Annotated in this window: 24 protein-coding genes; 16 read left to right on the forward strand and 8 right to left on the reverse strand. The window is 46.5% G+C overall.

The genetic code is table 11. The features are described from left to right. The first annotated feature begins 13 nt into the window (after positions 1-13). The 7 genes from serS to AAHN97_RS27115 all read left to right on the forward strand — a co-directional run bounded on the left by serS (position 14) and on the right by AAHN97_RS27115 (position 7214). On the forward strand, positions 14-1291 hold the full coding sequence (gene serS / locus AAHN97_RS27085; RefSeq protein WP_343305200.1) for a serine--tRNA ligase: 1278 nt from the start codon (positions 14-16) through the stop codon (positions 1289-1291). A 75-nt stretch (positions 1292-1366) separates the two neighbouring features. Beyond that, the gene (locus tag AAHN97_RS27090; RefSeq protein WP_343305201.1) at positions 1367-1666 is read left to right on the forward strand and encodes a hypothetical protein; all 300 of its coding nucleotides are present in this window, start codon (positions 1367-1369) and stop codon (positions 1664-1666) included. A gap of 62 nt (positions 1667-1728) precedes the next feature. Beyond that, positions 1729-2271, forward strand: a complete 543-nt coding sequence (locus AAHN97_RS27095) for a GNAT family N-acetyltransferase (protein WP_343305202.1) — start codon at positions 1729-1731, stop codon at positions 2269-2271. Between the two features lie 5 nt (positions 2272-2276). Next, on the forward strand, positions 2277-3320 hold the full coding sequence (locus AAHN97_RS27100; RefSeq protein ID WP_343305203.1) for a M48 family metallopeptidase: 1044 nt from the start codon (positions 2277-2279) through the stop codon (positions 3318-3320). A gap of 44 nt (positions 3321-3364) precedes the next feature. Further along, the gene (locus tag AAHN97_RS27105; RefSeq protein WP_343305204.1) at positions 3365-4441 is read left to right on the forward strand and encodes a ThiF family adenylyltransferase; all 1077 of its coding nucleotides are present in this window, start codon (positions 3365-3367) and stop codon (positions 4439-4441) included. A gap of 110 nt (positions 4442-4551) precedes the next feature. Continuing rightward, positions 4552-5997 carry a DUF1800 domain-containing protein gene (locus AAHN97_RS27110; RefSeq protein WP_343305206.1) on the forward strand — a complete coding sequence of 482 codons (1446 nt, stop codon included), beginning with the start codon at positions 4552-4554 and terminating at the stop codon, positions 5995-5997. Positions 5998-6014: 17 nt separating this feature from the next. Further along, the gene (locus AAHN97_RS27115) at positions 6015-7214 is read left to right on the forward strand and encodes a DUF1501 domain-containing protein (protein WP_343305207.1); all 1200 of its coding nucleotides are present in this window, start codon (positions 6015-6017) and stop codon (positions 7212-7214) included. Between the two features lie 144 nt (positions 7215-7358). On the opposite strand, the gene bla is transcribed toward AAHN97_RS27115, so the two are convergent. Continuing rightward, positions 7359-8270, reverse strand: coding sequence for a class A beta-lactamase, subclass A2 (bla, locus tag AAHN97_RS27120; RefSeq protein ID WP_343305208.1), 912 nt, complete (start codon positions 8268-8270; stop codon positions 7359-7361). Between the two features lie 119 nt (positions 8271-8389). Between bla and AAHN97_RS27125 the strand changes: the two genes are divergently transcribed. Next, positions 8390-9310: a S1C family serine protease gene (locus AAHN97_RS27125; protein ID WP_074240977.1), complete on the forward strand. Its 921-nt coding sequence runs from the start codon at positions 8390-8392 to the stop codon at positions 9308-9310. Between the two features lie 46 nt (positions 9311-9356). Here the strand turns inward: AAHN97_RS27125 and AAHN97_RS27130 are convergent, their stop codons facing one another. The 3 genes from AAHN97_RS27130 to AAHN97_RS27140 all read right to left on the reverse strand — a co-directional run bounded on the left by AAHN97_RS27130 (position 9357) and on the right by AAHN97_RS27140 (position 13774). Then, complete coding sequence (locus AAHN97_RS27130; RefSeq protein ID WP_343305209.1) at positions 9357-9869, reverse strand: hypothetical protein; 513 nt, start codon at positions 9867-9869, stop codon at positions 9357-9359. 12 nt (positions 9870-9881) lie between these two features. After that, positions 9882-11954, reverse strand: coding sequence for an OPT family oligopeptide transporter (locus AAHN97_RS27135; RefSeq protein ID WP_343305210.1), 2073 nt, complete (start codon positions 11952-11954; stop codon positions 9882-9884). 113 nt (positions 11955-12067) lie between these two features. Next, complete coding sequence (locus AAHN97_RS27140; RefSeq protein WP_343305211.1) at positions 12068-13774, reverse strand: peptide MFS transporter; 1707 nt, start codon at positions 13772-13774, stop codon at positions 12068-12070. A 209-nt stretch (positions 13775-13983) separates the two neighbouring features. Here AAHN97_RS27140 and purD point away from each other — a divergent pair, with 209 nt between their 5' ends. The 8 genes from purD to AAHN97_RS27180 all read left to right on the forward strand — a co-directional run bounded on the left by purD (position 13984) and on the right by AAHN97_RS27180 (position 22256). Beyond that, positions 13984-15264 (forward strand): phosphoribosylamine--glycine ligase, encoded by a 1281-nt coding sequence (gene purD, locus AAHN97_RS27145; RefSeq protein WP_343305212.1) that lies wholly within the window; start codon positions 13984-13986, stop codon positions 15262-15264. 106 nt (positions 15265-15370) lie between these two features. After that, complete coding sequence (locus AAHN97_RS27150) at positions 15371-16393, forward strand: rod shape-determining protein (protein WP_074240972.1); 1023 nt, start codon at positions 15371-15373, stop codon at positions 16391-16393. A 55-nt stretch (positions 16394-16448) separates the two neighbouring features. Further along, entirely contained in the window at positions 16449-17354 is a 906-nt protein-coding gene (gene mreC / locus AAHN97_RS27155) for a rod shape-determining protein MreC (RefSeq protein ID WP_343305213.1), read from the forward strand. Further along, positions 17351-17860, forward strand: coding sequence for a hypothetical protein (locus AAHN97_RS27160; RefSeq protein ID WP_074240970.1), 510 nt, complete (start codon positions 17351-17353; stop codon positions 17858-17860). Before mreC ends, AAHN97_RS27160 begins: the two co-directional genes overlap by 4 nt. Positions 17861-17889: 29 nt before the next feature. Further along, positions 17890-19851 carry a penicillin-binding protein 2 gene (gene mrdA / locus AAHN97_RS27165; protein ID WP_343305214.1) on the forward strand — a complete coding sequence of 654 codons (1962 nt, stop codon included), beginning with the start codon at positions 17890-17892 and terminating at the stop codon, positions 19849-19851. A gap of 9 nt (positions 19852-19860) precedes the next feature. Beyond that, a complete protein-coding gene (gene rodA, locus AAHN97_RS27170) occupies positions 19861-21147 on the forward strand; it encodes a rod shape-determining protein RodA (RefSeq protein ID WP_343305215.1) in 1287 nt (428 codons plus the stop codon). Positions 21148-21163: 16 nt separating this feature from the next. After that, positions 21164-21910: an MBL fold metallo-hydrolase gene (locus tag AAHN97_RS27175; RefSeq protein ID WP_343305216.1), complete on the forward strand. Its 747-nt coding sequence runs from the start codon at positions 21164-21166 to the stop codon at positions 21908-21910. 1 nt (position 21911) lies between these two features. Then, complete coding sequence (locus tag AAHN97_RS27180) at positions 21912-22256, forward strand: nuclear transport factor 2 family protein (protein ID WP_343305217.1); 345 nt, start codon at positions 21912-21914, stop codon at positions 22254-22256. A gap of 49 nt (positions 22257-22305) precedes the next feature. On the opposite strand, the gene AAHN97_RS27185 is transcribed toward AAHN97_RS27180, so the two are convergent. From AAHN97_RS27185 to AAHN97_RS27200, 4 genes are all read right to left on the reverse strand, one after another. Then, positions 22306-22797: a hypothetical protein gene (locus AAHN97_RS27185; RefSeq protein ID WP_343305218.1), complete on the reverse strand. Its 492-nt coding sequence runs from the start codon at positions 22795-22797 to the stop codon at positions 22306-22308. Between the two features lie 5 nt (positions 22798-22802). Further along, positions 22803-23423 (reverse strand): hypothetical protein, encoded by a 621-nt coding sequence (locus AAHN97_RS27190; RefSeq protein WP_343305219.1) that lies wholly within the window; start codon positions 23421-23423, stop codon positions 22803-22805. Positions 23424-23457: 34 nt separating this feature from the next. Then, positions 23458-24009, reverse strand: coding sequence for an RNA polymerase sigma factor (locus tag AAHN97_RS27195; RefSeq protein WP_343305220.1), 552 nt, complete (start codon positions 24007-24009; stop codon positions 23458-23460). 118 nt (positions 24010-24127) lie between these two features. Then, a complete protein-coding gene (locus tag AAHN97_RS27200) occupies positions 24128-25090 on the reverse strand; it encodes a transketolase family protein (RefSeq protein WP_343305221.1) in 963 nt (320 codons plus the stop codon). Between the last annotated feature and the right edge of the window lie 31 nt (positions 25091-25121).

Raw genomic sequence — 25121 nt, forward strand, 5'->3', positions numbered from 1 at the left:
CAGGAAAATACAGATGTTACAGGTACAATTTATTCGTCAAAACAAAGAGCTGGTACTGGAAAGACTGGGTGTGAAGAATTTTAAAGAACCCGGACTGGTAGAAGAGATACTGGCATTAGATGATCAGCGTAAGAAGCTGACGCTGGAATATGATGACACACAGGCGAAAGTAAATTCGGCCTCCAAAGAGATAGGAAAGCTGATGGCATCCGGCGATAAAACTGCAGCGGAAGCACGTAAGCAGGAAGTGGCTGCTTTCAAACAAGCCCTCGGCCCTATCAGCGAATCGCTGGCATCTGTAGAAAAAACATTACAGGATACACTGGTAAAACTGCCTAACCTGCCGGGTGCTAATGTACCTGTGGGTAAAACGCCGGAAGATAATGTGGAAGTACGTGGCGGTGGTCAAAAGCCTGTATTGGCGGAAGGTTCCGTGCCACACTGGGACCTGGCTAAGAAATACGACCTCATAGATTTTGAACTGGGTAATAAGATCACCGGCAGCGGATTTCCTGTATATAAAAACAAAGGCGCCCGTTTGCAACGTGCCCTGATCAGTTATTTCCTCGACTTCAATACCGCAGCAGGCTATATAGAAATGCTGCCGCCTTATATGGTGAATGAAGCCTCTGCTTATGGAACCGGCCAGTTACCCGATAAAGAAGGGCAGATGTATTTTGTAACAGAAGATAACTTCTACCTGATCCCTACGGCGGAAGTACCTGTTACCAATATTTACCGGGATGAGATCCTGAAAGAATCAGACCTGCCGGTAAAGATGACGGCTTATACACCCTGTTTCCGCAGAGAGGCTGGTTCATATGGTAAAGATGTACGCGGTCTGAACCGTTTACACCAGTTTGAAAAAGTAGAGCTGGTACAACTGGTAAAGCCTGATCAATCTTATACCGTACTGGAAGAGATGGTGGTACATGTGGAAAAGCTCATACAATCCCTGGGGCTGCCATACCGTATTTTAAACCTTTGCGGGGGAGATATGGGCTTTACATCTGCACAGACCTATGATTTTGAAGTGTATTCCGCAGCACAGGAAAAATGGCTGGAAGTAAGCTCTGTATCTAACTTTGAAAACTACCAGACCAACCGGATGAAGATCCGTTATAAAGATGAGAACGGGAAGAACCAGCTGTTGCATTCATTGAACGGTAGCTCCCTGGCACTCCCGAGAATTCTGGCCTGTTTATTGGAGAATAATCAAACACCTGAAGGTATTAACATACCGGAAGCGCTACAACGATATTTTGGAAGCGACCGTATAAGCAACGGTTAGATTAAATTTTAAAGCGCATAGGTTTTCTTATGCGCTTTTTATTTTATTTTGTTAACAGGTCCAAAAATGCAAATTATGAAGAAAACACTCGGTCAACTCTTTCTGATTGCAGTGGTGTTATGGGGATGCGCCAAAGGCATCAATCCTAATGATACCGCTAAAGTAGAAGCAGCTTTTTCAAAGTATGAAGATTCAGACGGTAAATCCATCTTCCGCGAGAAATGCGCAAAATGCCACGGTTACAGGATCCCTGAAACAAAAACCGCTAGTCAGTGGCCTGGGATTATGGACAGAATGGCGCGTAAAGCAAAACTCACCGATGATCAAAAATCTGCTGTACTCGCTTTTGTGACCAAACATGCGAAAGCATCCTGAGTTGTAACTAAAATGAATCTGAAAGGCGGCCCCGGGGTCGCCTTTTCTATTATATTTGTAACATGCAGCACTTTCTTCCCAATGGCAAAAAACTGGTGATCCGCGCGCCGGAAGTTTCGGATGCGCAGGCCTGCCTGGACTGCTTCCTGCAATTGACGCAGGAAACAGATTTTTTGCTGTATACCCATGAAGAAGCAAAACGGTTTGACCTTGCTGCAGAAGAAGCTTTCATCCGTTCTTACAAGGAGCATCCTGATAATCTTTTCCTGATAGCGGAAGTGGACGGAGCAGTGGTAGGTACTTTAAGCCTGAACCAGGCCCGTTTTCAGAAACAAAAACACATGGCCCTGCTGGGCATTGCCGTATTACATAAATACTGGAACATGGGCATCGGGCGCCGGTTGTTAACAGCCGCCATCCGTTGGGTGGAAGAACATCGGCACATTACCACTATACATTTTGAAGTATTGGCCACTAACGAAAGGGCCATTCAGTTATATCGCAATTTTAATTTTATTGAACACGGCCGCATACCACAGGGGCTTCAGCAAACGAATGGAAACTGGGTGGACCTGGTGGTGATGAGTAAACGGATCAAACATTAATACCTATGCAAACCTACCAGGGAACATATTCTTACGATTCTCCGGATAATATAAAACCCGCGGAAGTAACGGTGACTAACAAACGAATTGAGATCCATTTGAAAGATGCAGATGGTAACCCGCGCACTGTTTTCTGGTATTGGTATAATGTAGTGCTGGGAAAACAGCATACTTTACATCATACAGGCCTTCCCTTGCAAACCCTGTATGTCCCTTCTGATGAGTTCGCTTCGATAGTACAGCAACGCATTAAACGCAGGCCCTCTAACCCATTAATGGCCGTCGCCGGTATCGTTCTTTTTATCATTGCACTGATCGCCGCAGCCTGGTTCTGGCTATTACCGTATGCTGCCGGCCGTGTAGCCAATGCATTACCCATTGAGTATGAAGTGAAATTCGGTGAGCAGTCTTACAAAGCGATCATCAAAGATTTTAAGGTATTACCCCAACAAACGGAACTGGCTAACCAGTTCTATAAAGAACTGAATATATCTTCTGTTTACCCGGTGAAAATAACCGTGGTGGATAAAGCCGAAACGAATGCATTCGCCATACCGGGAGGGCACATTGTAGTGTTTAGCGGACTACTGCAACAAATGCAACATCCGGAAGAACTGGCGGCATTGCTGGCACATGAATATTCGCATGTTCAATTGCGGCATACCACCCGTTCCCTTGTACAAAGTGTAGGCACTTATGCCATGATCTCCATGGTGTTTGGTGATGTTACCGGGCTGGGGGCTGTATTGGTGGAAAATGCCCATACACTCAAAAGCCTGGAGTATTCCCGCAAACTGGAAAAGGAAGCGGACCTGAATGGATTGCAATTGCTGCAACAAAGGCATATTAACGGGGAAGGATATATCTGGTTATTCAATACCCTGAAAAAAGATACCGGTACAGGCGGTGTTACTTCAGAATGGTTAAGCAGTCATCCCGACCTGGATAACCGGATGAAATACGTAAAAAGCAAACTTGTTGGAGTGGCTACCATACCGGTTTCCGGCCCTATTCAGAATATTTGGAAGCAATTAAAAGCAGACTATTGACAGCTGTTAAAAAAATGCCGAAATTAGAGTAGAGAATACATCATATGAACCGATACGACCGACAAATTCGCCTTAATGGTTTTGGGCCTGATAAACAGGATTTACTCCGGGAAGCTGCTGTTTTAGTAGTGGGAGCAGGAGGGCTGGGAGTGCCGGTGCTGCAATATCTTACGGCAATGGGCGTAGGAAAATTAGGGATCATTGAGCAGGATGCCATCTCTCTCACTAATCTTCACCGCCAGGTTTTATACCGTACGGAAGATGATGGGAAGCCAAAGTTGCAAACCGCCATAAACAGGTTGAAAGAACTCAACCCTGAGGTGAATTTAGTCCCACACAATACTTTTCTGACTACTGCCAATGCATTGGATATTGTAGCGCAATACGACCTGGTGATAGATTGTTCCGATAATTTCGGCACACGTTACCTCGTGAACGATACCTGCGTGATATTGGGCCGCCCATTTGTATCCGGGGCTATTTACGAATTCGAAGGGCAGGTGAGCGTATTCAATTACCAGGGCAGTGCCACTTACCGTTGCCTTTTCCCTGAACCAGGTATTGCACCTGATTGTAACGCTGTGGGTGTATTAGGCATATTACCCGGAATTATTGGTTGCTACCAGGCCAACGAAGCCGTAAAAGTGATCTGCCATATCGGGGAGCCGCTGGCCAATCAGCTGTTAACGATCAATATCCTCGATAATACCCATCAGATCTTTACTTTTCAGAATATTCCCGCCAACCATAAGATCAGCGAACTGCAGGAAAGTTATGGGGATAGTGTTTGCGATCCGCAGCATATGCAGCACCTTTCTGTGGAAGAATTACAACAATGGCTGGAGCAGGGCATTGATTTTCAGCTGGTAGATGTACGCGAAAAAGAAGAATGGGAGATCTGCCACATAGATGGAGCGCTCCATATCCCTATGCGCCGTATCGAAGCTTCCATTGCCGGCCTGGCAAAAAAGAAACCTGTTGCCGTGATCTGCCATCATGGAATGCGCAGCAAAGCAGTGGCACAGCAGTTAGTGCAATCCGGCTTTAACGAGGTGTTTAATGTAACCGGCGGTATCCACGCCTGGGCGCTGGAGATCGACAAGAACATGAACGTTTATTAAATTTTTCACCCCCTCTGGAACGAATTTTGTACTTTTTAGTGTAATCGGGACACTCCCGGTTAAACTTTGCATGCATTAGTACGTCTCACTATCTATAAATTCTTTTGCATATGGCTGTTTCAGAACAAACACAATTGCAGCACCTTGCCTGGAGAGCGGGATTTGGCGAAAGCCTCCCCGTGATCAATTCCTGGGCAAAAAAGAGAAGGAAGGAAGTAGTACGAAAACTGATCCTTGGCCCTGAAGCTGCTGCACTTGATCCCGTAAAAGTGATTGATGAAACAGACCTGCCGGATTACCAGCGCCAGCGTAATATGGGTGCGGAAGAACGCAGGGCGGTACAGCGTATGAATACGGATGGTATCAAGGATCTGAATGTGATGTGGACGCATTCCATGATCAATAACCCACACCCCCTGCGGGAAAAAATGGCGCTCTTCTGGCATGGGCATTTTGCCTGCCGTACCCAGAATGTATTGTACAACCAACAGTTGCTGCAGGTGATCCGCCAGCATGGGCTGTCCAATTTCGGAGACCTGCTGCGGGAAGTATCCAAAACACCTGCCATGCTGGCCTTCCTCAATAACCAGCAGAACCGTAAGCAAAAACCCAATGAGAATTTCGCCCGTGAGGTAATGGAATTATTCACTATGGGCCGTGGCAATTATACGGAAACAGATGTGAAAGAAGCAGCCAGGGCTTTTACGGGATGGGGATTTGATGAAGTAGGGCAGTTTAAGTTCAGAAAGAATTTTCATGATGAAGGGAATAAAACGCTGCTGGGTAAAACCGGTAAGTTTGATGGAGATGATGTGATTGCTATTCTGCTGGAACAAAAACAAACGGCCAAATACATCACCGCCAAGATCTATCGCTACTTCGTAAACGAAGAAGTGAATGAAGCGCATGTAAATAAACTCGCCGATAAATTCTATCAGTCCAATTACGATCTGCGTGCTTTAATGCAGGAGATTTTTTTAGCGGACTGGTTCTACGAAGAAAAGAACATTGGCTGTAAGATCAAATCGCCTGTTGAATTACTGGTAGGATTGCGTAAATCCATTCCCATGCAGTTTGAACAGGAAGAAGCGATGCTGGTATTTCAACGCGTGATGGGCCAGGTATTATTCTATCCTCCCAACGTAGCCGGCTGGCCTGGCGGACGCAGCTGGATAGACAGTTCCAGCCTCATGTTCCGCATGCGGGTGCCGCAGATCATTTTGTATTCGCAGGAATTTAATATCCGCCCTAAAGAGATCACACCGGAAATGGGAGAGGGTTCGAACTATAAAATGACGATGCAGGTGAATGAGTTCCTGAAGAAACAATATGCACGCAAGGTGAATGCAAAAGTAGACTGGGACCCTTACCTGAAAGATTTTAAGGATACACCACGCGAACAACTCGCAGATCAGATCGCGCAGTCCCTGCTGCTAAAGAATAGTTCGATCAATAAACAATTACTGGAAAAATATTCGGATAGTTCCACCCGTGAGAATTACATCAAAACAGTTACGATTGATGTAATGAGCACACCGGAATACCAATTGTGTTAAACGAAATCCATAGTACTATGCAAGTTAACAGACGCAGGTTCTTACAAGTAGGCTCACTCGCTTCAGCCAGTCTGATGCTGCCTAAATTCCTGAAGGCTATGGAGCAGGGCAACCTTGTCCCTCCCGGCAACAAAGTATTGGTAGTTGTGCAGCTGTCCGGCGGCAATGATGGCCTCAATACCGTGATCCCATACCGCAACGATATTTACTATAAGATGCGGCCCACCCTTGGCATCAAAAGAGAACAGGCACTGGCGCTCAATGATGAACTGGGCATCCATCCCGCACTGAAAAGTTTCAAAGCCCTGTATGACGATGGTGCATTAGGCATCCTCAACAGCGTAGGATATCCTAATCCTGACCGTTCACATTTCCGTTCTATGGACATCTGGCAAAGCGCCAGCGATTCCAAGGATTACTGGGGCACGGGCTGGCTGGGCCGTTACCTGGATGCGCAATGTAAAGGATGTGATAAACCCACGCAGGCACTGGAAATAGATGATACGCTCAGCATGGCTTTAAAAGGAGATGCTGTAAAAGGCCTGGCGCTCACTGATCCGCAACGTTTGTTCGGCGCCAGTAACGACCGCTATTTCAAAGAACTGCTGGATAAGCAGAAACATGATGATGAACATCAGAATGTGGGCTATCTCTACAAAACAATGGCAGAAACTATTTCCTCTGCAGCCTATATCCAGCAACAGTTCAAAACATATAAAAGCAAGGAATCCTATCCGACAACAGAATTAGGCCGCAATATGAAAACTATCGCGGAGCTGATCATGACGGATATTAATACCAGTGTTTACTATGTTTCACATGGTAGTTTTGATACGCACGTAGGGCAGCAGCAACAGCAGCAAAGATTGTTTGAGCAGTTGAGCGATGCTTTGCAGGTGTTCACTACAGATTTGAAAAAGAACGATCGTTTCAAAGATGTGCTGGTGATGACCTTCTCTGAATTTGGCCGCCGTGTGGGGCAGAATGCGAGTGGTGGAACAGATCATGGAACAGCTAATAATATGTTCCTGATAGGTGGCGGATTGCAGCAGAAAGGTGTACTGAATGAGGGGCCGGACCTGGGTAATCTGCAGGAAGGGGACCTGCAGTATAAAGTGGATTTTAAGAACGTGTATGCTACACTGCTGAAAAAGTGGCTGGGAGCAGACGATCAGGCTATCCTCAGGAAACAATACGAACATTTGTCATTCATATAGTTTGTTGAAAAACCTTGAATAATGCTTATGAAAAAGAAGCCGTCCGGAGATATCCGGACGGCTTCGTAGTTTATTGTTAAAAGAAGCGCAGTGCAAAATTTAAGGACTTCGTACGGAAGGGCTCTTTCTTTGTTAGCTTTTTGGTTACGGCTTCTTAGCCACTGCATCATCATACGCCGCCTTTGCAATTTTTGCGATCACTCCTTCCCTTGCTGCCTCATCTGCTTTGCTCATAAACACAAACACCGCAATGGCCAGCTTTTGCCCATTCGGCAGGAAAATGATCCCCACATCATTCGTTGCAGGATGCACACCATCTTTGCTTCCGGAAGTTCCTGTTTTATGCGCTACTACCACATCCTTCGGCAGTAGGGCTTTGAGCCTGTTCGGCCCTGTAGTGGTTTCCGTCATTACTTTCCAAAGGAATGCATTTGTAGTTTTAGACAAAGCAGTGCCTTTGTTTAATATCTCCAGCAGTTCAATCATAGCAGTAGGGGTGCTCCAGTTGGTGAATTGTACATCCCAGGAAGAAGCCATTTTGGCCTCACTGGCTACAATGGCAATATCCTTTACACCCAGGGAGTGAATATATTCATTGATGGCACTTTCTCCTCCGGCAAGATCTATCAGTACATCACAGGCAATGTTATCACTTTGCGAAACCATCAGACCCAGTAACCTGGATAAGGGAATGTCCATATTACCGGCAGGAAAGGAGTCTCGTAGCGGGCTATGCGTATTTGGCACCATCCATTTTTTATCGATATAGATCTTTTGTTCCAGTTGCAGTTTTCCCTGATCTACCTGGTGCAGGATCGTCATGGCAATGGGGAATTTGAAAACACTGTGCATCACATAATGAGTGCTGTCATTACAAGTGACCGTATCCCGGGTATCGAGGTTACGGATGGATACGCCAACTTGTCCATCTATGGTAGCGGCGATTTCAGCGATCTGCTGACGGAGTTTGGATTCGGAGGTAGAAGACTGGCTTACAGGCGTTTGGCATGCAGCCAGTATTAGTAGGGCAGCAGCAGATAATACGGTGAATTTCATGGATGTAGTATTTGAAAAGGAAAGTTAAACGATAACATTCATTCGTTTTGCTGTCATTTTGGCAAGTTTTTCATGTGGCTTGTTTTATGTGATAGCAGGGGAATAAAGAAGGAGGTTATATGGATGCGTATTCTGAGATCATCCATCATGCAGTGGAAGCTGCCAGCAGATCAGTTGTTAAAATAGAACGGCTGGATGCGCAAAGGAAAGTGACCGGAACCGGTTCGGGGTTCTTCTTTTCTTCTGATGGGTATTTATTTACAAACTCTCATGTGGTGCACAACGGCAGCTTCTTTAATGTAATGCTGCACGATGGCACAATTTATCCCGCTACACTGGCGGGAGAAGATCCGGATACAGACATTGCCATCCTTAAATCTACCGCATACGATTTCCAGGCAGCGCAGCTTGGCGATACCAACGAATTGCAGATCGGCCAGCTGGTGATTGCCATTGGTAATCCCATGGGCTTTCAGCATACTGTTACAGCAGGCGTGGTAAGTGCCCTGGGGCGTTCCTTATTAAGCGAAACCGGCAGATTGATGGATGACCTTGTGCAAACGGATGCGGCTTTGAATCCCGGAAACTCCGGCGGGCCGCTGATCAATTATAAAGGAGAAGTGATAGGTGTGAACACAGCTATGATCCGTGGTGCACAGGGATTGTGTTTTGCGATCAGTATTAACACAGCCCGGGTGATAGCAGCAGAACTGATGAAGTCCGGCAAAGTGAGAAGAGCTTACCTGGGCATGATGTTGCAGCAGATCAACCTGGTACCGAAACTGCGCAGTGGGTTAGAGTTGAGGAACAAAAGCGCACTTTTTGTCGCAGGAGTAGAGGCTGGAAGTCCGGCTGGGAAAGCAGGGATTATAGATGGGGACATCATTGTGTCTTTCAATGATCTGCCGGTAGAAACATCTGATGCATTATTCCGTCAGCTGGACAGAGAGAAGATCGGGCAATTCCAGTACATCCGCGTGATCCGGCAAAACCGTTTACTGGAACTGAGGGTAACACCCACAGAGAAAAAAGCGGCTTAAAGCAGAGCGGCCATCCCTGACGAACCAGGGATGACCGCTTTATTTTTTATGGGTAATTTCTGTAGATCACTCTAAAGTATCCATCCGTGATCGTTTTCAGCGATCCGTCATCCATACTCACCAGGGTACCATTGAACTGCCCCACTACTACAGAGTCCTTCATGTTATGGATCGTGATCGAGAGATCGCCAAAGTTATAATCTGCGCCAACCAGTTCCAGCGAGGGATTCATTTCCATGATCATTTCCGTACCGAATGTAGCATTGGTGTAAACGCCGGGCGTTATTTGAGGATTGGGAGAAGTGATACGGATATTGATAACATCTCTGTTATAACTGTAACCCGTGATCAGCATTTCTGAATGATCATTGTTAGGATCAGCATCCGTGAGGTCGCCGGGGGAATAAAACGCCCGGTGGATCTGTTCGGAGAGCATCACCTTATTATCCATCTTGAAAGAGATGAACTTACGCTGTGGCGTAACATCCGTGTCGTCTTTACAAGCTGCCAGCAGTAAAGCAAATGCGGCTACGGCTAACAGGGTTAATTTCTTTGGCATAGGAAAGATATTTTAAATATTGTCTATTGGCGCTTGTTTTTGCCTGCCTATCCGGTACAGCACATAACCCATTACGGCAAAAAAGAGTACACCCAGTACCTGGTAACCGCCATCGCCTAACACATGGGAAAGGCCATGTTCCGCACTGATAGATTGCAATGATGCCGCTACGTTTTCATTTACAGATAACACAGCAACCAGCACTCCTGCCACTGCGCCTCCTGCTACCAGCCCTGTGGCAAAGAGATTACCTTTACCCAGTTCCTCTTCTTCAGCGGTTTGTTTAATGCCCGAGCGTTTCTGTTTCCATTCTACCAGTCCACGGATGGCACCTCCTACAAAGATAGGTAAAGTAGTGGCCAGTGGAAGATATACTCCTACGGCAAAAGACAAAGATTTTATGCCGCAGAGTTCCAGTGTAATGGCAATGAACACACCCACCAGCACAAACTGCCAATCCAGGTTATTACCCTGGATACCTTTAATAAGGGTGGCCATCAAAGTAGCTTGTGGGGCCGCCAGCTTTTCTGTTCCGATAGCATGGTGGATGCCGTTTTGCACCATTTCCGTAGTGGGGGTATCCAATATATGCACTGTCCAGCCGATCACCAGGGAGGAAACGATTGCGCCGATAAATAACGCAATTTGCTGGTTCTTTGGTGTGGCGCCCACAATATATCCTGATTTTAAATCCTGCGAAGTAGCCCCTGCATTAGCTGCAGCGATACAGATCATACCTCCTACCACCAGGGCCATGGGCTCATACACCTTTCCGGTCCATCCTACTGCCATGAAGATCAGGCAGGTACCCATAATGGTGGCAATGGTCATCCCGGAAATAGGGTTATTGCTGCTGCCGATCAACCCTACAATGCGGCTGCTCACAGTTACGAAGAAAGCGCCGAAGATCACAACCAGCAGACCTATCAGGAGTTTGTTCCAGATGGATTCTCCCGGGATCTGTGGTAATAATGCCATCAGTACAATAAGGGCAAGACTGCCGAAGATCACAAACTTGAAAGAGATATCCCTTTCCGTTCTTGGCACTTCTGCGCCGCCTTCCTGTTTTTCTTTCAGGGAGCCGATGCTGTCTTTAAAAGAAGATATAATGGTAGGAATGGTTTTGATGAGGGTAATGATACCACCTGCAGCTACAGCGCCGGCGCCGATCTGTTTCACATAAGCCTGGTAAATGGCACCGGAGTAATTACCGAAAGTACGGGTAAGGGGATCCCAGTTACCACTGCCGCCGGGAGTATCCAAACTGGCCAGGAGCCCTAGTTTCACCAATTGTGAAGCAATCACTTCACCGGGCACCACAGATGCCAGTAAGGGAATGAGGCAGAGCCAGGAAAGTACACCACCTGCTACCAATACCCCTGCAATCCTGGGTCCGATGATATAACCCACACCTAAATATTCCGGGGTAATATCCCCGCTCAGCCTGGCGGAAGGGAATACTTTATTAGCTTGTTTGGTAAGGAATGTAGGCGTTTCTACGATGATGTGGAGTACTCTTTGCAGGATAGCATAAACCAGTGCAAACCCCAGGCCCATGAAGGCCGTTCTGGCAAACTCCCCGCCTTTTTCACCTGCTTTCAACACAGAACCGCAGGCTGTTCCTTCAGGATAGGGAAGGGTATCATGCTCTTTCACAATGAGGGAACGCCGGAGCGGTATCATCATGAGGGTACCCAGGATACCTCCAAAAATGGCCAGTATCAGGATGGTCACATAATCGAAATAAGACTCCCCGCCGCTCACGCCCATTTCATTGGCGGAAAGGAAGAGGAATCCCGGCAAAGTGAATACCACACCTGCGGCGATGGATTCTCCCGCAGAACCTGTTGTTTGAATAATGTTGTTTTCGAGAATGGTGGTTTTGAAGAACTTGCGCCCCAGCGTGATAGCGATCACAGCGATAGGGATAGAAGCAGAAACAGTTAAACCTGCTTTAAGGGCCAGGTATACAGTTGCGGCGCCAAAGATCACACCGGCAAGGCATCCGAGGAGGATGGACTTGAGGGTCAATTCTTTCATCTTCACTTCAGGCGCAACGAAGGGTTTGAATTTGTTGTCTGACATAAGAGTGGTTAATGATCAGAGATTGATAATTATTAAATATAGTGATTTTTAATGGTGTGTGTATAAATAAAGAATGCGGGACCAGGGCCCCGCATTCTTTATTTATCATGATATTACTGTGCGTTCATCATTTTTTGCAGTTGTTTGGTGATGCCAAACAGGATGAGGGAGGCCACACCGGCCATGCCTACAAACAGCATAAAGAACTCATACATATTAGTCATGGTGTATCCCAGGAACTGAGTGCTTTTGCCTGGTTCAGGGTACAGTGCGCTGAGCGTGCCGGCCAGTTTATTGGCATTGGCATTGGCCAGGAACCAAACGGCCATAAGCAGAGAGGCAAACTTCACAGGAGACAGCTTGTTTACAAGGGCCAGGCCTATGGGGGAAAGGCAAAGCTCGCCCCAGGTATGTAAAGCATACATACCAATCAGGTACATCATGGTCACTTTGACACCAGGCGCCACATCCTTCACACCAAATGCTATCACAATATAGCCGATAGCCAGCAGCATAAGGCCAATGGCCATTTTGGTAGGGGAAGAAGGTTCATATTTACCCAGCTTCAGCCATAACCATGCAAATGCCGGTGCAAACACTACCACAAAAATGGAGTTTAAAGACTGGAAGGTACTGGCCGGCAGTTCTTTTAAAGTTACTGCTCCCTTTCCGCTAATGAAGAGGGCAATGTTGAGGTAGATCAGGAAGCCTACCACTGCAGCTAATAAAATGTAAATGATCACCCTTACGCCACGTGGATCATTTTGCAGGCCACGTTTTGCATTCACAAAGGCTTTGAAGAGCAGGTATATTAAACCGGCAGAGATCAGGCTGATCAGCCAAACAGGAATATTCCAGTTCAATTCCCTGTTTGTTTGCTCATCTGCAAAGAAAGTGAGGGATGCGCCTGCCTGTTCAAAGGCAGCCCAGAAGAAGATCACAAAGAAAGCCACGATAAAGATCACTCCTATCTTTTTCTTCTCTGTAGACGTGAGTTTTTTATCAGATAAGATCATTACCAGGATGGCAAGCATAGACAGTGGCAGCAGGTAAACAAGGTACCCGAATATTTTGGCATCCACATACAGCATGCCTATCATAACAATGGACATAATGAAGAGCCCCAAATAGGTTACTATGCCTTTAGTATATTTTGCACCTTCCGGCGGAATGCCTAATGGAGAGCCATCGGCCTTGCGGATATAATAATTTTTCAGCCATTGGAAAACAATCACACTCAGCAGCATGGCAATACCAGCCGCCAGGAAAGACCATTTAAAGTCGGTCGGATCTCCTGTGTCTCCCACAAAACCGCAAACAGCGGGGCCCAGCGCACCACCTACGTTAATACCCATATAGAAAATGGTGTAAGCAGCATCCACCCTGCGGTCGCCTTCCGGATATAGCTGACCTACCATAGAAGAGATATTGGGCTTGAAGAAACCGTTACCGGTGATCATAAACCCTAAACCTGTAAAGAATAAGAAGGTGGAAAGATCTGGCGAGCTTTGGTAAACAGAGGCACAACCAAAGAGTATGAACTCTCCCAGGGCCATGAGCAAGCCTCCGAGGATGATAGATCTCCTGTTACCCCAGTAACGGTCTGCAACAAAACCTCCGATCAGAGGTGTCAGATAACTAAGGCTGGTGTAACTTCCATAGAGGCTGGAAGCAAATACTTTGTCAAAAGCCAGGGCTTTGGTAAGGAATAATACCAGGATGGCCCTCATTCCATAGTAGTTAAAACGCTCCCACATTTCAGTGGCAAATAACACGTAAAGCCCTTTCGGGTGCCCCTTTGGAGTAGCTGGTGAATTCATAAATGGTCAGTTAAATTTTGCTGTTTTTCTGTGACGATAAGTTGACGATAAGCAGTATCAATATAAATTTTGCGCTGAAAGATAAAGAAAATCAGACATCTGCATGAAAAAAGTGGCTTTTTTGACCGTACTTTGCAAAAATTTTCCGCTGGTTAAACAACGGGTATAACAACTGGGATTCCCCTCATAACATTACGTTTCAATCCATTATGAATATTTTACTGTTAGGAAGTGGTGGCCGGGAGCACGCGCTGGCCTGGAAGATAGCACAAAGCACTGCATGTACACACTTGTACATTGCCCCTGGAAATGCAGGAACAGCTGCTTATGGCACCAATGTGAACATAGGCGTAAGTGATTTTGAGAAGATAAAAGACTTTTGCCTGAACAATAAGATAGATATGCTGGTGCCCGGTTCTGAAGAACCGCTGGTGAAGGGCGTTTATGATTTCTTCAAAGCAGATGCAGCATTACAGCATATTCCGGTGATCGGCCCTTCTGAAGAAGGCGCGCAAATGGAGGGCAGTAAAGCTTTTGCGAAGTTATTCATGCAAAGGCATAACATCCCTACCGCTGCTTACAGGGAGTTCAGTGAAGCCAATTTTGAAGAAGGTGTAGCTTACATCCGCCAGCATGCCGTACCTATTGTATTAAAGGCAGATGGCCTGGCAGCCGGTAAAGGGGTAGTGATCACTTCTTCTCATGATGAAGCGGTACAGGAGTTTGAGGAAATGATCCGCTCTGCCAAGTTTGGAGAAGCAGGTAAAAAAGTAGTGATAGAGCAGTTCCTGACGGGTATAGAACTTTCCGTGTTCGTACTTACGGATGGTAAGAACTATAAGATCCTGCCTACTGCAAAGGATTACAAGCGGATCGGAGAAGGAGATACCGGTTTGAATACCGGCGGCATGGGAGCTGTTTCACCTGTTCCGTTTGCACAGGGGGCTTTTATGGAAATGGTGGAAGACCGTATCATACGCCCTACAGTAGAAGGTTTGGCTAAAGAGAACATTACTTACCAGGGCTTTATATTCTTTGGTTTGATCAATGTGGAAGGAGAACCCTTTGTAATTGAATACAATTGCAGGATGGGCGATCCGGAAACAGAGGTAGTGATCCCGCGTCTGCAGAATGATCTGCTGGAACTGTTTACAGCCGTACAAAAGCAGGCCCTGGATCAGATGACGGTGTATGAAGATCCCCGTGCAGCAGCTACCGTTATGCTGGTAAGCAAAGGATACCCTGAATCCTATGAAAAAGGAAAGGTGATCACAGAGATACCAGCCCCTGCAAAAGACCAGCTGGTGTTCCATGCAGGCACTAAAGCAGATGGAGATCAGGTACTTACAAACGGTGGCCGTGTGATAGCTATAACATCTTTGGCAAGCGATTTGCAGTTAGCGTTGACTCACTCGAGGCAAACTGCAGAGCGCATTCAATTCGATGGTAAGTATTACAGGAGAGATATTGGATATGAATTTGTTAGTTAACATCTTCGTGTTGTATTCTGTATAGATAAGAAAATCCAATAATTGCATCGTATATTCGTTAGAATTATTCATTTTTGCATTCAAATATTTTTGACCGTATCAAACAATGGGCTTCTTTAACTTTTTAACTCAGGAGATTGCAATCGACCTTGGAACTGCCAATACACTGATCATTCACAATGACTCAGTTGTAGTAGACGAGCCTTCCATTGTTGCTATAGAAAGAGCCAGTGGCAAGATCGTTGCTGTAGGCAAAAAAGCGATGATGATGCACGAGAAAACGCATGAATACCTGCGTACGATCCGTCCTTTGAAAGACGGTGTGATTGCAGACTTCAATGCGGCCGAGGGCATGATCCGTGAGCTTATCAAAATGATATACCCTAAAAAGCCATTGTTTGCGCCAAGCTGGCGGATGGTGATATGTATCCCTTCCAGCATCACAGAGGTGGAAAAACGTGCGGTGCGCGACTCTGCTGAGCAGGCAGGTGCAAAAGAAGTATATCTGATCCATGAACCAATGGCTGCCGCCCTTGGTATAGGTATAGACGTAGAAGAACCCGTAGGTAACATGATCATTGATATCGGAGGTGGTACCACCGGTATTTCTGTAATTGCCCTGGCTGGTATCGTGTGCGACCAGAGTATCCGTATTGCAGGTGATGAGTTCACCGCAGATATCATGGAAGCCCTCCGCCGCTATCATAGTTTACTGATCGGTGAAAGAACCGCCGAGCAGATCAAGATCGGCATCGGTTCTGCCCTCAAAGAACTGGATAACCCGCCGGATGATATCCCCGTAAATGGCCGTGACCTTGTAACCGGTATCCCCAAGCAGATCATGGTATCTTATCAGGAGATCGCGGAAGCGCTGGACAAATCAATCTTTAAAATAGAAGAAGCTATCCTGAAAGCGCTGGAAACAACGCCGCCGGAGCTGGCATCAGATATCTACCGCCGTGGTTTATACCTCACCGGTGGTGGTGCGTTATTACGTGGCCTGGATAAACGTTTGAGCCAAAAGATCAAACTGCCTGTGCATGTTGCAGACGATCCGCTGCGCGCCGTAGTAAGAGGTACAGGTATTGCCCTGAAACATATTGGCAAGTATCCATTCCTGATGCAATAAACTTAGTACGATCCCGGTAGCCCTAACCTGCCGGGATTGAAAAATCCGGAACCAAGTGCGAAATCTGATCATTTTCTTAAGGCGGTATTTCAACTTCTTTCTGTTTCTGCTGCTGGAGGTGATTTGTTTTATATTCGTATTCAGGAACAACAACTTCCAGCGTACTGTATACCTCAACTCCGCCAGTAGCATCAGCGGCAAGCTGTACACTAAATACAATAGTGTACAATACTACTTCCATCTTCAATCTACTAACGACAGCCTTGTAAAGGAAAACCTCCGTTTGCACAACGAGGCGGCTTCCAGCTTTGATACCCGCGATACCGGATCCTTTGTTAAGTTCGATACATTAAGGAAATACAGTAATGACACCGCCCGCAAACTGCTGAGCACCGAAATGCGGAAGTTCCTTTACCGGGAAGCCAAAGTGATCAACAACTCCGTGAACCGGGAGATCAATACCATCACTATCCGCCGCGGCAGTAAAGATGGTATCCGTCCGAACATGGGAGTGATCGGGCCTGATGGAGCCGTAGGCGTGGTAAGGAGTGTAAGTGAAAACTACGCCGTGGTGATCTCCCTGTTATATAAGTCTTCCGGGGCCGCCAATAACTCCAACTTCGGCTTCAGTGCCAAACTGAAAAGCTCCGGGGAAATTGGAACGGTTTACTGGGATGGCGCCAGCGGTGGTTATGGTTATATGAAAGATGTGCCCCGCAGTGCCAAACTGCATAAAGGCGATACCATTATCACCAGCGGATTCTCCGCCGTATTCCCTGAAAATATAGCAGTAGGCTATATTGATACCTTCCGGCTGTCAGACAAGTCCAGCACCTCTTACAGCATCCGGATGAAATTTGCTACCAACTTTTACAACCTGCAATATGTGTATGTGATCGAAAACCTGCTGCGCGATGAGCAAACCCGGTTGGAAGATTCTACACGCAACCTGCTAAAATGAGCGTACTGTTAAGAAATATTATCCGTTTTATACTACTGATACTGTTCCAGGTAGTGGTGTTAGATCATATCCTGATCGAGCAGCATGTAAATCCTTACCTGTACATGCTCTTCATTTTGTTATTGCCCTTTAACCTTCCCCGGCCTGCCTTACAGCTCCTGGGTTTTTTACTGGGTATTACCCTCGATATGTTTTCAGATACCTTTGGCCTGCATGCCGCGGCCTGTGTGTTCATTGCGTATCTGCGCCCTTTTATTCTCAACATCCTGTCCCCGCAGGGAGGTTTTGAAGTAACCCAGCGAACACCTTCTGTAACAAGTATGGGTGCCTCGCAATACGCTATCTATGTTTCCGTTTTAGTACTGCTACACAACATCGTATATTTCTGCCTGTCCGTTTTCAGCTTTGCCGATCCCTTATACCTGTTGCTGAAGATCCTGTTGTCCACAGTGGTCAGTCTGTTTTTGGTATTGATATACGAGCTGTTGTTCTTTAGCAGGAAATAAGCATATAATTATTTAATTTAGTTACCTGCATGTCTGTTTATAATCAGCCCAGAAAAAGAGTTATTCAGTTGATCATCCTTGGCATGGTGTCACTCATCGTGGTAAGGTTGTTCTTTTTGCAGGTAGTGGAAACTAAATACTCCAAACTTGCGGATGCCAATGCGGTATTGAAAAAAGTGATCTATCCCAGCCGGGGGATCATTTACGACCGCAAAGGGAGAAGTATTCTGCGCAACGAGGCTTTGTACGACCTGATGGTAACCCCCGCCAGTGTTAAAAAAATAGATACCGCTTATTTATGTGAGATACTGAAGATAGATATGGAAGAGTTCCGCAAGCGGATCGCCAATGCTATCAGAAGAGAGGGGCGTGTACGCCAGTCTGTATTTGCCAGTTTGCTGCCACCGGAAACCTACGGTAAGCTGCAGGAAAGCATGTACCTCTTTCAACCCGGCTTTGAATTATTACTTCGCCCCGTACGTTCTTACCCTTACGGTGCAGGCGCCAACTTCCTTGGATACATCGGTGAAATTTCTCCAAGCCAGCTGAAGAATGCTAATTACAGTGCTTACCAGCAGGGAGATTACCTGGGCCTTACAGGATTGGAGAACACATATGAGAGTACACTTATGGGCCAGCGTGGTATCCAGTACCTCGTGAAAGATAACCTCAACAGGCCACAGGGCCCATTGGAGAATGGAGAGTTTGATACCGTGGCCATTGCAGGTAAAAACCTGCGCCTGGCTTTGGATATTGAATTGCAGATCCTGGGTGAGCAGATGATGAAAGGCAAGGTGGGCAGCATTGTAGCGATAGATCCTGCAACAGGAGGTATCCTGGCAATGGTTAGTGGTCCTACTTTTGACCCGAACTTATTATCCGGTTCCTATAAAGCCCTCAACCTCGGAAGGCTCATGGTAGATACCACCTCCCCGATGCTGAACAGGGCTATCCAGGCTTCCTATGCACCGGGCTCCACATTCAAACCTGTAACCGGATTGATCGCTTTGGATGAAGGTGTGATCACCCCTTCTTTTGGATATCCCTGCCATGGCGGATATGTGCAATGCGGAAGGTTCATTGCCTGTACCCACAAAAATCCGGGTCACGCTGCCAACCTCCGGGTGGCCATGGCCAATTCCTGTAACTCTTATTTCATGCACCTCTACCGTTTGTCTGTAGACAACAACAAATGGGGCGGTACTACAAAAGGACAGGTTAAATGGACGGAATACCTCAGCAACATGGGCTTTGGCCACAGGCTGGGAATTGATATCCCGAACGAAAAATCAGGCGTTATACCAGATACGGCAAGAATGAACAGGCGTTATACCGGCCGCTGGAATTCCTGCTCTGAAGTATATGTGGGAATGGGGCAGGGGCTGTTAGACCTTACGCCACTGCAATTGGCGAATGCGATGTGCATCATTGCCAACAGGGGTTCTTATTATGTACCGCATTTCGTGGAAAGTATAGATAACGATAAGTCTGACCTGCTCAAAAAATACAAAGAGAAACGTGATGTGGCCACACATATCAGCGCAGATGCTTTCTCCCAGGTAATTTTAGGTATGGAAGATGTGGTAACAAGTGGTACAGCAAGAGGTGCGCAGATAGAAGGGGTTGCCGTATGCGGAAAAACAGGTACAGCAGAAAACTACGCCAGGGTGAACGGGGTAATGACCAAACAACCCAACCACTCGCTCTTTGTAGGTTTTGCGCCGAAGGACAATCCTAAGATCGCCATAGCGGTGATTGTAGAGAATGCAGGTTTTGGTGCTACTTATGCAGTACCTATTGCCAGCATTTTGATGGAGAAGTACCTGACGGATACTATTTCTGTAAAACGCAGGCCTATCCTGCAAAGGATGATGGAAACCGTTACCATGTCCGCCCCGATGCGTGCAAAATCAAAAGTGGATTCCCTCAACAGCGTAAGTTATACTGCTACTGCCGGGGAAGAATTGCTCAAAAAGATCCTATCAAATTAACCGATAAAAATGAACCGCTCACAAGCGAAACTTACTGCAGGAATTGACTGGCCCATTTTTGGGCTGTACCTGGCATTGGTAGCAATTGGCCTGATGGCTATTTTCGCTGCTGAGTACAGGGAAGGGGATGATGTGATCCGCAACCTGCTTGGCCAGAATAAAAACTGGGCCCGCCAGGTGCTCTGGCTGGGTGTGTCCATGATCCTGGCCACCGGCATCTGGTTAACGGATAGTAAGTTCTTCACTGCCACAGCTAATCTCTGGTATGCATTCGGGATGTTGTTACTCCTGATCGTATTGGCGATCGGTACCGGGGTGAAGGGTTCCAATTCATGGCTGGAACTAGGCGGTTTCCGCTTTCAGCCGGCAGAGCTCACAAAACTATGTACCAACCTGGCCCTGGCGAAATACCTTTCTTCCATGGAAACGGATTTCTCCAAAATGCGTTCCCGCCTGATAGCAGCAGCCATGGTACTGGTTCCGTGTGCCATCATCATCCTGCAGGATGAAACAGGGCTGGCGCTGGTATATTTCTGTTTCTTCCTGGTGATGTTCCGCGAAGGTTTACCGGCTGCACTGCTGGTGATTGCTTTTTCAGGGATCATCCTGGTATTATCAGCTTTACTTGTAGACAAATACGTTCTCTTATACATCTTTACCGGTATCGCCGCATTGGTGATCTATTTTTCAAGGCGAGAGATCAGGCGTAAGAAATCACGGCTGGCCATGATCCTGTCCATCTGGGCTTTCTGTTCTGCCTTCGTACTCTTTGTAGTGCCTTTTGCTTTTACCAAAGTGCTGAAAGATTACCAGGTACGCCGTATTGAAGTAATGCTGGGTAAAGAGAATGATCCCAAAGCTACTTACAATACCCGCCAGAGTATGATTGCCATTGGTTCCGGTGGTTTCTGGGGAAAAGGATACCTGAAAGGCACACAAACCCGTTTCGACTTTGTGCCGGAACAAAGTACTGACTTTATCTTCTGTACCATCGGGGAAGATTTTGGTTTTGTAGGAAGCCTTGTATTCATAGGATTATATGTTGCCCTGCTCTTCCGGATCATCTTTATTGCAGAACGGCAGCGCTCTACTTTCAGCCGCGTGTATGCGTATGGGGTAGCCAGTATTATCTTCTTCCACCTTGCTATTAATATTTCCATGACCATCGGCCTGGCCCCTGTGATCGGGATTCCGCTGCCACTTGTGAGTTATGGTGGTTCATCCCTGATGACCTTTACCATGCTCATATTTATTATGTTAAGATTGGACGCGGACAGGCAAATGGTATTACGATAAGCCCTACTTTTGTTGTATGGCACGAATCATACCTTTATCAGAAGGAAGTTTTACAGTAGACGGGACCAAGAAATTCCTCCCTTTTGATGATCATAAAGATTCCATGAAAGACAGATCTACAGGCTCTTTGCTCGTAGAGATCCAACCTTTCCTGGTGATCACGGACCGGGACATCCTCTTACTGGATTCCGGACTCGGTTTCCGCAATGCCAACGGCGTATTACAATTACATCAGAACCTCATAGATGAAGGCATCAACCCCATGGAAGTAACCAAGGTGCTGATGAGCCATCTTCATAAAGACCATGCCGGCGGTATCAGTGTGCAGGACCTCATTACAGGAGAACGCAGCCTGAGCTTTCCGCATGCCACTTATTACGTGAACCGCCAGGAGCTGGATTATGCATTTGCCAATGATGGAAAGTCTTATTTAAAAGAAGAAGTGGACCTCCTTACCAAAAGAGATAATGTAGTGCTCACGGAAGGAAATGGCTCTATAGACGGGTATATCCATTATGAAGTAACAGGCGGGCACTGCCCTTATCACCAGGTGTTCCTGATAGACGATGGAGAAGATAAAGTGTTCTTCGGCGGAGATGTGGCTCCCCAGATCTCACAAATGAAAAGCCGGTTCATTGCCAAGTACGATTACGATGGCAAACGTACCATGGAATTGCGGCAGGAGTATATGGAAAGAGGGCAGAAAGAGGATTGGACCTTCCTTTTCTATCACGATACAAAGCAACCCACTACAAAATTCTGATATGAGTAATTTCGCCAACGAATGGCTGCAGGCATGGAATTCGCATGATCTGGACCGGATCATGGAACATTATTCGGAGAACATTGTTTTCTACTCTCCCTTTATCAAAAAAGTAAATAACGATGTCACCGGGCGCATCACCGGTAAAAAGGCTTTACGCGAATACTTCCAGCGCGCACTGTCTGTTTACACAGATCTTCACTTTGAATTATACCATGTATTGGAAGGAGTGGATTCCCAGGTACTGTACTACAAAAGTGTAGGCAACAGGCTGGCGGCAGAAATGATGGCGCTGAATGAAGAAGGGAAGATTTTAGAGGTAAGGGCGCATTATAAAGAGCAGTAGCAAAGGCCGGTAATATAAGAGCGTCCCGGCTATAAGTCGGGATGGCCTGTTACGGCCTCTTCCGCAGCATCCGGTTATCTTTCCTTTCTTTCAGCTGGCGGATCATCATGGCGCGGAACTCCCTTTCGCTCCTGTAAATATTTCCCACTTTACGGGCAGGTAATATTTTCATGAACTCCTGCTTGTAACGGGTTTTTATTTCCAGCATTTTGCGTTCATATCCGAGCTCTTTATCCAGGGCTTCTTCCGCTACGGCATCCGTACGCGGCTGGCCTTTGAGTTCTTTGGCTTTATGTTTACGTTCTGCCAGCAACTCATTTACTTCTTTCGAATATTTCTTATACACCGGCCAGAACTTCTCCGCTTCTTCAGAAGTGAGGTCCAGCTCGCGGGAAATGTACAAGAGTTCAAGTGCTTTGATCTTATCCTGTTTGGCGGCAGCATCTTCCTGTGCAGCATCCTGGGCAATGGCATGCCTGGCAGGTGCCATCACCATGCTTAAAAATCCCATTATCAGCCATATCAGGTTTCTTCTCTTCATGCTCATTATTGATTAAGCGGTAGTTCTTTTAAAAGATTATCCTCCAGGTAACTTTCTATTTCAGCTTCAGAAAGTTCTTCCGGTAATACCGAGGGGGCTTCTTCTTCTAAAGAAACATTTGTAAAGATATTTTCATTATCGAATGCGTCTGTATTTGACTGGAGGAAATCTATAATTTCCTGGTCGCTGATCTGTGCCAGCTGCCTGTCCAGCGAATGCTCATTATAGGATTTGGACAACATCACGGCGCCTATGCTGATCACACCTGCAATAGCTGCTGCGGCAAGGCATCTTTTGAACAGTTTCACCCTGCGGCCCATGGTCACGATCCTGCCGGGCTGTGATTCATTCCTGCGCAGGATCACCTCATGGCCCAATCCCTCAAAATAACTATCCGGTGCAGTAAAAGGTGTTTGTTTTGACATGGAAGCCAGGAGGGGGCTTAGTTCGCTCAGTTCCTCCGCTACTTCCTGCTTATTTTCTGCTGCATGAATGGCCGCCATCAGGTTTGCAGGGAATGATTCAAAATACCCTGCAGGCACTGAATAACCCGGGGGATCTCCCGGAATATCCAAAGAAGGGGCTACCTCCTTTAATTCATCCACTATGTCTTTCCCTTTGTGCATATTAATAAGACAAAATTTATCTGCTATGGTTTAATCAGTTATTTTTAAGGAACTCTTCTACTTTTTTCACGGCATGATGATAAGATGCCTTCAGCGCTCCCTCAGATGTTTCCAATACCCTGCTCATTTCCTCGTATGGCATTTCTTCATAATACCGTAGGTTAAATACCACCCGCTGCTTTTCCGGCAGGCTGAGAATAGCTTTTTGCAGCTTCCATTCCACCTTATTAGCATCATATTGAGTATCTGCCTGGAGTTTATTGCTTAGTCCGGTTTCTACGTCAGACAGGGAAATGGCTGATTTACGTTTCTGCTGATCCAGGAAAGTAAGGCTTTCGTTAGTGGCAATTTTGTACAACCAGGTATACAGGCGGGCATCTTCCCGGAAGGAATCCAGGCTTTTCCAGACCTTAATGAACACATTCTGCAATACATCGTTTGCATCCTCATGGTCTATCACCAGGCGCCGGATATGCCAATACAATCGTTCCTGGTACTTCCGCACAATAAGGGTAAATCCCTTCTCTTTTGTATCCGGCTGTCCATATAGCGCTATTAACTCTTTATCTTCTTGCGTTACAGCCATAGGCGGTTAAACAGTATAAATATTCCTGTAAAATAAATATAACCAATATCACTAAAACGAAAAAAACCATCCTTAGGATGGTTTTTTTACATGGAAGTTTAATCTTCCTCTGAATATTTTAGCCTTTTTTACGGGCAAGTGCCTTTTCAGCTGCCGCAACAATATGCGGTGTGTCCAGGCCATACTTTGTTAATAGTTCTGTGGGTTTGCCACTTTCCCCGAAAGTATCGTTGGTGCCGATATATTCAATGGGGATAGGGAAATTACGGGCTGCCACCTGTGCAACACTGTCTCCCAGGCCACCCAGCACGTTATGTTCTTCTGCAGTTACAGCACAACCTGTTTTTTTGATGGATTTGATGATAGCAGCTTCGTCCAGTGGTTTAATGGTGTGGATATTGATCAGTTCCACGCTGTATCCTTTTTCTTCGAGGATGCGGCCGGCTTCAATACATTTCCATACCAGGTGGCCACAGGCAAAGAGAGTGATATCTGTACCTTCATTGAGCACCTGGGCTTTTCCGATCTGGAACTCCTGGTTCTCAGGGGTAAAATTGGGCCATTTTGGACGGCCAAAACGGAGATAAACCGGTCCTTCATAATCAGCAATAGCAATGGTGGCTGCTTTGGTCTGATTGAAATCACATGGAACGATCACAGTCATGCCCGGCAGCATTTTCATCATACCAATGTCTTCCAGGATCTGGTGGGTAGCACCATCTTCACCTAAAGTTAAACCAGCGTGGGAAGCACAGATCTTCACGTTTTTGCCGGAATAGGCAACAGACTGACGGATCTGGTCGTACACACGGCCAGTGGAAAAGTTCGCGAAAGTGGTAGTGTAGGGAATTTTACCGCCGATGGTCATGCCGGCAGCCACCCCGATCATATTGGCTTCTGCAATACCGCATTGTACAAAGCGGTCCGGGAATTCTTTGATAAAGGCCTGCAATTTCATGGATCCTAACAGGTCCGCAGTGAGTGCTATCACGTTAGGGTTCCTTTTTCCCGCTTCCAGGATACCTTCACCGAATCCTCCACGGGTTTCCTTTTCATTCAATACTTGTATATCTTTTACCATTATGCCTGAGATTTGTGCCGCAAAGCTAGCA

The organism is Chitinophaga niabensis (assembly GCF_039545795.1).
GTDB lineage: Bacteria > Bacteroidota > Bacteroidia > Chitinophagales > Chitinophagaceae > Chitinophaga > Chitinophaga niabensis_B.

What these genes read in the sequence shown, in the direction of transcription:
- rodA (WP_343305215.1), top strand. Translation starts at nt 19,861, where the DNA reads ATGAACCGCTCACAAGCGAAACTTACTGCAGGAATTGACTGGCCCATT.
- AAHN97_RS27095 (WP_343305202.1), top strand. Translation starts at nt 1,729, where the DNA reads ATGCAGCACTTTCTTCCCAATGGCAAAAAACTGGTGATCCGCGCGCCG.
- AAHN97_RS27185 (WP_343305218.1), bottom strand. Translation starts at nt 22,797, where the DNA reads ATGAAGAGAAGAAACCTGATATGGCTGATAATGGGATTTTTAAGCATG.
- AAHN97_RS27125 (WP_074240977.1), top strand. Translation starts at nt 8,390, where the DNA reads ATGGATGCGTATTCTGAGATCATCCATCATGCAGTGGAAGCTGCCAGC.
- serS (WP_343305200.1), top strand. Translation starts at nt 14, where the DNA reads ATGTTACAGGTACAATTTATTCGTCAAAACAAAGAGCTGGTACTGGAA.
- purD (WP_343305212.1), top strand. Translation starts at nt 13,984, where the DNA reads ATGAATATTTTACTGTTAGGAAGTGGTGGCCGGGAGCACGCGCTGGCC.
- AAHN97_RS27195 (WP_343305220.1), bottom strand. Translation starts at nt 24,009, where the DNA reads ATGGCTGTAACGCAAGAAGATAAAGAGTTAATAGCGCTATATGGACAG.
- AAHN97_RS27135 (WP_343305210.1), bottom strand. Translation starts at nt 11,954, where the DNA reads ATGTCAGACAACAAATTCAAACCCTTCGTTGCGCCTGAAGTGAAGATG.
- AAHN97_RS27200 (WP_343305221.1), bottom strand. Translation starts at nt 25,090, where the DNA reads ATGGTAAAAGATATACAAGTATTGAATGAAAAGGAAACCCGTGGAGGA.
- AAHN97_RS27115 (WP_343305207.1), top strand. Translation starts at nt 6,015, where the DNA reads ATGCAAGTTAACAGACGCAGGTTCTTACAAGTAGGCTCACTCGCTTCA.
- AAHN97_RS27090 (WP_343305201.1), top strand. Translation starts at nt 1,367, where the DNA reads ATGAAGAAAACACTCGGTCAACTCTTTCTGATTGCAGTGGTGTTATGG.
- bla (WP_343305208.1), bottom strand. Translation starts at nt 8,270, where the DNA reads ATGAAATTCACCGTATTATCTGCTGCTGCCCTACTAATACTGGCTGCA.
- AAHN97_RS27140 (WP_343305211.1), bottom strand. Translation starts at nt 13,774, where the DNA reads ATGAATTCACCAGCTACTCCAAAGGGGCACCCGAAAGGGCTTTACGTG.
- AAHN97_RS27190 (WP_343305219.1), bottom strand. Translation starts at nt 23,423, where the DNA reads ATGCACAAAGGGAAAGACATAGTGGATGAATTAAAGGAGGTAGCCCCT.
- AAHN97_RS27180 (WP_343305217.1), top strand. Translation starts at nt 21,912, where the DNA reads ATGAGTAATTTCGCCAACGAATGGCTGCAGGCATGGAATTCGCATGAT.
- AAHN97_RS27130 (WP_343305209.1), bottom strand. Translation starts at nt 9,869, where the DNA reads ATGCCAAAGAAATTAACCCTGTTAGCCGTAGCCGCATTTGCTTTACTG.
- AAHN97_RS27100 (WP_343305203.1), top strand. Translation starts at nt 2,277, where the DNA reads ATGCAAACCTACCAGGGAACATATTCTTACGATTCTCCGGATAATATA.
- AAHN97_RS27160 (WP_074240970.1), top strand. Translation starts at nt 17,351, where the DNA reads ATGAGCGTACTGTTAAGAAATATTATCCGTTTTATACTACTGATACTG.
- AAHN97_RS27105 (WP_343305204.1), top strand. Translation starts at nt 3,365, where the DNA reads ATGAACCGATACGACCGACAAATTCGCCTTAATGGTTTTGGGCCTGAT.
- mrdA (WP_343305214.1), top strand. Translation starts at nt 17,890, where the DNA reads ATGTCTGTTTATAATCAGCCCAGAAAAAGAGTTATTCAGTTGATCATC.
- AAHN97_RS27175 (WP_343305216.1), top strand. Translation starts at nt 21,164, where the DNA reads ATGGCACGAATCATACCTTTATCAGAAGGAAGTTTTACAGTAGACGGG.
- AAHN97_RS27150 (WP_074240972.1), top strand. Translation starts at nt 15,371, where the DNA reads ATGGGCTTCTTTAACTTTTTAACTCAGGAGATTGCAATCGACCTTGGA.
- AAHN97_RS27110 (WP_343305206.1), top strand. Translation starts at nt 4,552, where the DNA reads ATGGCTGTTTCAGAACAAACACAATTGCAGCACCTTGCCTGGAGAGCG.